The sequence below is a fragment of the Streptomyces sp. NPDC047072 genome (genome assembly GCF_040643855.1).
Classification (GTDB): domain Bacteria; phylum Actinomycetota; class Actinomycetes; order Streptomycetales; family Streptomycetaceae; genus Streptomyces.
In genome coordinates, this window is sequence record NZ_JBEYVC010000303.1 from 1 (window position 1) to 6,849 (window position 6,849).

The following is a 6,849-nucleotide window of genomic DNA, read 5'->3' on the forward strand; positions in this document are numbered from 1 at the left end:
GCACACCGCCGGACGGCGTGCGCACCGTCAGCGTCGGCGGTGCCTCCAGCAGGCTCGCGGCCCGACGCACCCCGCACAGCAGCTTGAGCACGTCCGGTCGCCCGCGCTCAGCCCCGCGAGGGCACCGGCCAGCGGGCCCTGCGCGGCGATCCGGCTGTCGGTGTCCTCGACCCAGGAGGCGCCCCAGGACCCGGCGACCGGGTCTCGCCCGGTACGGGCCAGTGCCTTGAGCGCCCGTACTTCGGTACGGCGCTGCTTGCCGATGAGGTTGCCCGCGATGCCGTAGAGCCACGGGCGCGCGTTGGAGCGCGCGAGGTCGTAGCGGGAGCGGATCCGGAAGGCGACCAGGAAGGTGTCCGCCGTGATGTCGTCGGCCGCGGAGTCGCCGAGGCGGCGGGCCGCGTACCGGTGGATGTCGGGGGCGTAGCGGTCGTAGAGCCGGGCGAACAGCTCGGGCTGCTCCAGCGACTGTGCGACGACCTCGGCGTCGTCCTCCGTCCGTTCCGTGGACGGTGGTGGTCCGCTCACAAGGCCCCCCTGGTGTGTATGTGTGCCGGTGTCGCCCCCTGTTACCCGCAGGCGCCCGAAGAGTTCACGGTCTCGGGATCATCCGCGCCAGGACCTCCCGCGCGTACTCCTCGTCGTACGGCACCCCCGTGAGCAGCACCTGGAGGCAGATGCCGTCCATCAGGGCGACCAGCGCCCGCGCGGTGACCGGGTCGGTGTGCCGGGCGACCAGCGCGGCGAGGTGGTCGGCCCACTCGGCGGCGACCGGGCGCAGGGCGGGGCGGCGCAGGGCGGCGAGGTAGAGCTCGTACTCTAGCTCGACGCCGGTGCGGTCGCCGGCCAGCCACTCGCCCATCCAGCCGGCGAGTTCGACGGCCAGGTCGGCGTCCGGGTCCTCCAGTCCGCCGCGCGCGGCGACGACCTTGGCGAAGCCCTCGTTGGCCTGCCGGAGCGCGGCGACCATCAGCTCGTCGAGGCTCTTGAAGTGGTACGTCGTCGAGCCGAGCGGCACATCGGCCTCGGCGGCGGCCGTACGGTGGCTCAGCCCCGCGAGCCCTTTCTCCCCTACGACCCGGATCGCCGCGTCGATGATCCGCTGCCGGCGCTCGGGGTCGTGGCGGCGGGCCATCAGTGGGCCCCGCCCAGGTTCAGCACGACGACCCCGACGATGATCAGCGCGATCCCGGCGGCCTTGGTGACCGTCATGCCCTCGCCGAGGAAGACCATCCCGATGGCGGCGATGGTCGCGGTGCCGACCCCGGCCCAGATCGCGTAGGCGGTGCCGACCGACACCGTCTTCAGGGTCTGGGCGAGCAACGCGAAGGAGAGGACGTAGCCGAGCACGGTCAGCAGCGAGGGCCCGAGCCGGCTGAAGCCCTCGGTGTACTTCATGGCCGTGGTCGCACCGACCTCGGCGGCGATGGCTCCGGCGAGCAGCAGGTATCCCATGTGTACGAGCGTACACAACGCGGCGCGCGGCGGGCCCTGGGAGGGCGCGTCCGGCGTACGTGATCTATCGCGCCGAGGGCTCTCGCCGGGGGCGCTTTTCGCCGTACGTGATCTATCGCGCCGCCGCCACCGGCCCCGGCTCCCTAACCCGCGCCACCCGGTCCACGACCCGCCGCTTGGCGTGGGCGGCGCGGCGCAGCGCGAGGACCCTGCGGTGGCGCAGGAGCTCGGCGGGGTCGGGCCGGACGGCGCCGCTGAGCTCGTAGCCGTTGCGGACCAGCCGGTCGCCCAACACCGCGTCGCACAGCCGTATCTGATCGGGCGTCAGGCGCTGCCGCCAGCTGCCCGCGCGGGTGGTGTCGAGGGCGCCGTGGGTGCGCCGGTGCCAGGTCTTGCGGGCGGGTACGGCCTTGCCCGCGAGGCGGTGCGGGGCGGTCATCGAGGGGTCGTACTCCTCGCCCAAGTAGGCGCAGACCCCACGGAGTTGCCGTTCCGGGTCGGCGACGAGGTCCTCGAAGCGCAGTTCGTGCCAGCTGTCCGGGCCGAGCCGTACGGCATGGCGCCGGGTCACGTCCACGACCTGCGCCCAGGTGGCGACGGCCTCGTGGAAGCCGCTGTGCCACCAGGGCATCCCGAGCAGGGAGGCGACACAGTCCCGCCCGTCCCGTACGAGGTGCACGAACTGCGCGTCCGGGAAGAGCCGCAGGATCTCCTCGACGTGCAGCGCGTACGCCGGCCGCTTGTCGCCCCAGCGCGCCTTGCCGTGCCGTTCGGCGTACGACCTCAGCGCGATGCCCAACGCCGAACCGAGCGTCGGCGGCCCGCCCTCGATGCGCTCGGCCACCGCCTCGGCGTCCAGCCCGAGTTCATGGAAGCGGCTCTCCTTGCGGCCGGTGATCCACGCGGCGAGTCCGGCCCGGTTTCCGGGCTCGCGCAGATCCCCGAAGCGCAACCGGCCCTCGTAGGCGGGCAGCACGAACCGCGTCTCCGGGGGCAGCGCGATTCTGGGGTGCGCGTGCAGCATCAGCTGCAGGAGCGTGGTGCCGGAACGGGGGCAGCCGAGGACGAAGACGGGGCGATCGGAACAAGCGGGTGCAGAGGTGAACACCCTTCCACGCTGGCCTGGTCCGATGAGCCGGAACTGGGAGCCCGCTGAGAAAGGAATGTGGAAACCGCTCACTCCAAAGGGCTGCTCACACCCCCCGGCAACCACTACTGTTTCACCGTTCACATACCGCGTCCTTACAGCCGCGGCCGCCGTGTCGCGCCGCCGGAGGAACAGCGCATGCCCCAAGACACCCCCCGGCCGCCCCAGGACCGCCCCTGGGAGAACGGCTGGACCCTGGACACCTCCCGCACCCCCGGAACCAGACGCCTCTATCTGGCCGGACTGCTGGCGGTGGCCACCATAGCCGCGTGCGTCACGGCGATCGTCGTGACGGACAACGAGACTGACGCGGCATCAGCTCCCAAGCAGGCCGACGGCCCCGGGCTGATCTCCTTCGCCTCGCAGCCCCCCGCGACGAGCAGCGCCCCCGAGGGCAAGAGCGGCCTGTCGGCGGCGGACCCCACCACCTCGGCCCCGAAGGAACAGGCGGCGCACCCCACCAAGACGGTGACGGCCACCCCGAAGCCGCCCAAGTCGTCGCCCACCAAGGGAAGTTCGTCCGCGCCGAAGCCGTCGGCGACCTACCTCTCGGTCCGCTCGGTCAACTACCCCGACCGCTACTGGCACGTGACCGAGTACTACGTGGGCCTGGACGCCGTCCGCGGCTCGGAATCCCGCGAGGACTCGACCTTCAAGCAGGTCAAGGGCCTGGCGAACGCCTCCTGTTACTCCTTCACCACCCACGACGGCAAGTACCTGCGCCACAGCAACTTCGTCCTGCGAGCCGCCCGCAACGACGGCTCCTCCCTCTTCAAACAGGACGCCACCTTCTGCCCCCGCGCCTCCTCCTACTCCTCCGGCGCGGTCATGCTGGAATCCGTCAACTACCCCGGCTACTTCCTCCGCCACAAGAACTTCATCGTCCGCCTGGAACGCTTCGAGTACAGCTCCCAGTACCTGGCGGACTCGTCGTTCCGGCTGGTGGCAGGATTGGACTGAAGCCATCGGGGGGCGCATGACGAAGTCCAAATACCCGCAGTTCGGTGCCGCAGTGCGGAGTCTCATCTCGGACTCCGGCCTCACGCTGGACCGTATCGTCGAGGCATCGCGCAAGCCTCGGCGGATACATCTGACTCGGGCGACACTGAGCAGCTGGCAGACCGGTCGCAGTAGGCCGCAGAGCTGGGCAGCGCTGGAAAGCCTTCTCCTCGTCGTGAGTGAGCTGTCCGGCCTTTCCCTGAAACGACAGAAGTGGCTGACTCTCTACCGGGACACCAGGAATCAGACGGCTCCGCCATCACCGCCATCCCCTGCCGAACCGTCAAGCATTCTCGTACATGAGGCCGACCCGGTCCTGCTGGGTGTGCGCCGAGCCCGCACATCCGCTGAGCACGGTTCGCTGCCGCCGTACGTCGAAAGAGACGCCGACGGCGAGATCGACACAGCCCTCGAAACCGCAGCGCTCACCGGCGGCCTGGTACTGATCAGAGGGGATTCCACCGCCGGCAAGTCTCGCGCCGCGTTCGAGGCCATGTGCCGTGTGTTGTCCGATCGGCGGTTGCTGAGCCCGGGACGCGGCAGCTCCGTGAGCTCGTGTCTCGAGGAGGCGCGCGCCCTGGCCGGTCAAGGTCACCGATGCGTGGTGTGGCTGGACGATCTCGAGCACTACCTCGGCCCCTCCCTGCTCGATCAGACCGTCCTGCGTGACCTGGTGGATGTCCGAGCTGTCCTCCTCGCCACCATGCGCCTGTCCGAGTACAACCGTCGCGCGCCTCGGCAGACGGGGACAGCGAAGGGAGACGACGTCTACGCCCGGATCGATCTCAGCGACCCGGTACTCAAGGCTGCCGAGATCATCGACCTGCGACGCCGATGGAGCGATACCGAACTCACCCGCACCCGGGCTCAGTCCGACCCACGACTCCTCGAAGCCCTGCGCCACCACGAACGCTACGGCGTCGCGGAATACGTCTCCGCAGGCCCCTCTCTCTGGGACCGCTGGCGCAACGCCCGCTATCTGGGCGGCAATCCACGCGGGCACGCCCTGGTGTCGACAGTTGTGGACCTGGCCCGCTCGGGACTCGGCCCGGTATCCACCGAACTGATCGTCTCCCTGCACAACGGCTACCTCGCTGACGAGGAGAGCGTGATGCTCTCGCCGGAGCCGCTGGACGAGGCCATGGCGTGGGCCTGTCAGGACCCGCTCGGGGCGAGTCGGCTCTTGATACCCGCCGGACAGGATCTCTGGCGGCCCTTCGACTACTTGGTCGACATGCTGTCCCAGCAACCCGACGCACCCCCGGTACCGGATGCCGTCCGTGAGGCTGCCGTGGAACACGCGAGGTCCGTGCAGGAGCGCTACAGCGTCGGCGTCTCCTGCTACCGGGCCGAGCGGAGCGATCTGGCGTTGCGCGCTTTCCTGCCGTCCGCAGAGACGGGCCACGTGGATTCCATGTTGTACGTCGGCTCCATCCTCCTGGACCAGAACAGGGAGACGGAAGCAGAAGCGTGGTGGCGTCGGCTGGCGAAGGCGGGCAACGCTCGGGGCATGCTCAACCTGGGAGTTCGGTGCCATCGCAAAGGACAGCGGAAGAAGGCGGAGAAGTGGTGGCGCCGGGCTTATGACTCCGGACTCCCCGACGCCGCTGTCAGATTGGCCAGTCTGCACGAGGATCGCGGCGAGCACGAACAAGCCGAGATGCTGTGGCAGACAGCACTCGACGCGGAGGTCCCGGACTCCTACCTCCGTTTCGGGCTCCTCGCATATCAGCGCAGCGAGTACGACGAAGCAGAGAAGCTCTATCTGGAAGGGGCGCGGAGAGGCCACCGCGAGTGCACGACGAACTTGGCCCAGATGTTCTTCATGCGGGAGAACCACGAGGAGGCTGAGAAGCTCTACCTCATTGCCGCGGATGCCGGGGACTGCGTGGCGATGCGAGCCCTCGGATACCTGAACGAGTGGCGAGGGCGATTCCGGCCCGTCGACGAAACTCCCGAGGAGCGCGGTCGGCGCATCGGGGAGTCGTTGCGGAATCTCCTCGACGAGGCCGAACGGGAAGGCAAGTGGAACGGAGCCGCCAAGAGTGCCAAGGAGTGGTACCGGCGCGCCTTCGACGCCGGTGACCTGATGTCCCTGCGACTTCTCGGAAACCTCTATCAACGGCGCGGCAAGTACGGGAAGGCCCACAAGTGCTACCGCCGCGCGGCCAAGTTGGGCGACCCCGCGTCCGCTGCCTACTTCAACCAGCCCGTGCTCGCCTATGCCCCACAGCACGCTGTCCCCTACGACGACGGAGACGAGTGGGACGAGACCCCCTGGCGCCCGAGTCCCCGCACGCTTGGCGTTCTGGAGGCGGCTCTGGAGATCGAGGCGGACATGGCCGCCGAGGGACTGAAAGAACTCCAGGACCGACCGATCACAGCCAAGGACTGGGGCATCGGCTGCTTCGACGTACTGCCCGCACAGACCTGGAACCAGAGCCTGTCCTGGCGGCAGCAGATGATCCAGGCCTTCGACGACCTCGCCACGGACGTCAAACAGGGAAGTCCGCCCCGTCCCCGCTGCACAGGTGAGGAGATGGCACTGCATCTCGCGCTGGAACACGCTGCCGCCATCACGGAGGACAGCCCCGAACTGACAGAGGAGTTCACCAAGGGACTCCCCGAACAACCCGACGACTACGACTGGTTCGCCTGCAAGGACCTCCTCTTCGAGGACCACGACGTGCTGATGCTGTACAAGCCGTGGATGGAGGGAATCGAAGAGCCGAGCAACAGCGTGAATCAGCACATGCGCCTGGCGAACCTGCGCCCGGACGACTGGTTCAAACCCTTCAGGGAGCAGGACGCACGCGATCCCGACCGTGACGTCCGGTACTGATCCAGACCGGTCCGGATATCTCGTTCACTCTCTTTGACCTGCGATGACGACTGTCCGGCCAGAGTTGTCACGCGCCGAACGGCCACACGCGGAAGTTCGATCACCCGGTCCGCACATCCGGTTCCGTCGAAAGGCCCACCGTGTCCCTGCCCGAGGTGCTCCTCCTGCTGCTCATCCCGCTGGCCTGCGTGCTCTCCCTGCTGGTGGCCTACCTCGCGGCGCTCCGCGGGCTGCACGGGAATCAGCGACTCAGCGCCTTTCGGACCTTCGTCCGTGCACTGCGCCGCTGAAGAGAACGAGGCCCCCGGAAGAGGCGAATTCAAGGGTTCGTGGCAACACCGCTGATCATGCGGCTGTTGCGAGGAGCTTAGCGAGGCGCTCGGCTGGGGTTTCCCAGTCGAGCGTT

Annotated in this window: 6 protein-coding genes and 1 pseudogene; 3 read left to right on the top strand and 4 right to left on the bottom strand. The window is 68.7% G+C overall.

The window, feature by feature from the left end; all coding sequences use genetic code 11:
* Positions 1 to 76: 76 nt before the first annotated feature.
* The 4 genes and pseudogenes from ABZ896_RS51500 to ABZ896_RS51515 all read right to left on the bottom strand — a co-directional run.
* Positions 77 to 528, bottom strand: a pseudogene (locus ABZ896_RS51500) (sigma-70 family RNA polymerase sigma factor); the annotation flags it as partial.
* A gap of 64 nt (positions 529 to 592) precedes the next feature.
* Entirely contained in the window at positions 593 to 1,135 is a 543-nt protein-coding gene (locus ABZ896_RS51505; protein ID WP_360946063.1) for a TetR family transcriptional regulator C-terminal domain-containing protein, read from the bottom strand.
* Positions 1,135 to 1,455, bottom strand: a complete 321-nt coding sequence (locus tag ABZ896_RS51510) for a multidrug efflux SMR transporter (RefSeq protein WP_360946066.1) — start codon at positions 1,453 to 1,455, stop codon at positions 1,135 to 1,137. The genes ABZ896_RS51505 and ABZ896_RS51510 overlap by 1 nt, the downstream gene beginning before the upstream one ends.
* 112 nt (positions 1,456 to 1,567) lie before the next feature.
* Entirely contained in the window at positions 1,568 to 2,563 is a 996-nt protein-coding gene (locus ABZ896_RS51515) for a sulfotransferase (RefSeq protein WP_360946069.1), read from the bottom strand.
* A 177-nt stretch (positions 2,564 to 2,740) separates the two neighbouring features.
* Here ABZ896_RS51515 and ABZ896_RS51520 point away from each other — a divergent pair, with 177 nt between their 5' ends.
* The 3 genes from ABZ896_RS51520 (at position 2,741) to ABZ896_RS51530 (ending at position 6,733) form a co-directional block, all read left to right on the top strand.
* The gene (locus ABZ896_RS51520) at positions 2,741 to 3,562 is read left to right on the top strand and encodes an AbfB domain-containing protein (protein WP_360946072.1); all 822 of its coding nucleotides are present in this window, start codon (positions 2,741 to 2,743) and stop codon (positions 3,560 to 3,562) included.
* 586 nt (positions 3,563 to 4,148) lie between these two features.
* The gene (locus tag ABZ896_RS51525; protein WP_360946075.1) at positions 4,149 to 6,443 is read left to right on the top strand and encodes a tetratricopeptide repeat protein; all 2,295 of its coding nucleotides are present in this window, start codon (positions 4,149 to 4,151) and stop codon (positions 6,441 to 6,443) included.
* Between the two features lie 140 nt (positions 6,444 to 6,583).
* Positions 6,584 to 6,733 carry a hypothetical protein gene (locus tag ABZ896_RS51530; protein WP_360946078.1) on the top strand — a complete coding sequence of 50 codons (150 nt, stop codon included), beginning with the start codon at positions 6,584 to 6,586 and terminating at the stop codon, positions 6,731 to 6,733.
* The last annotated feature ends 116 nt before the right edge of the window (positions 6,734 to 6,849 follow it).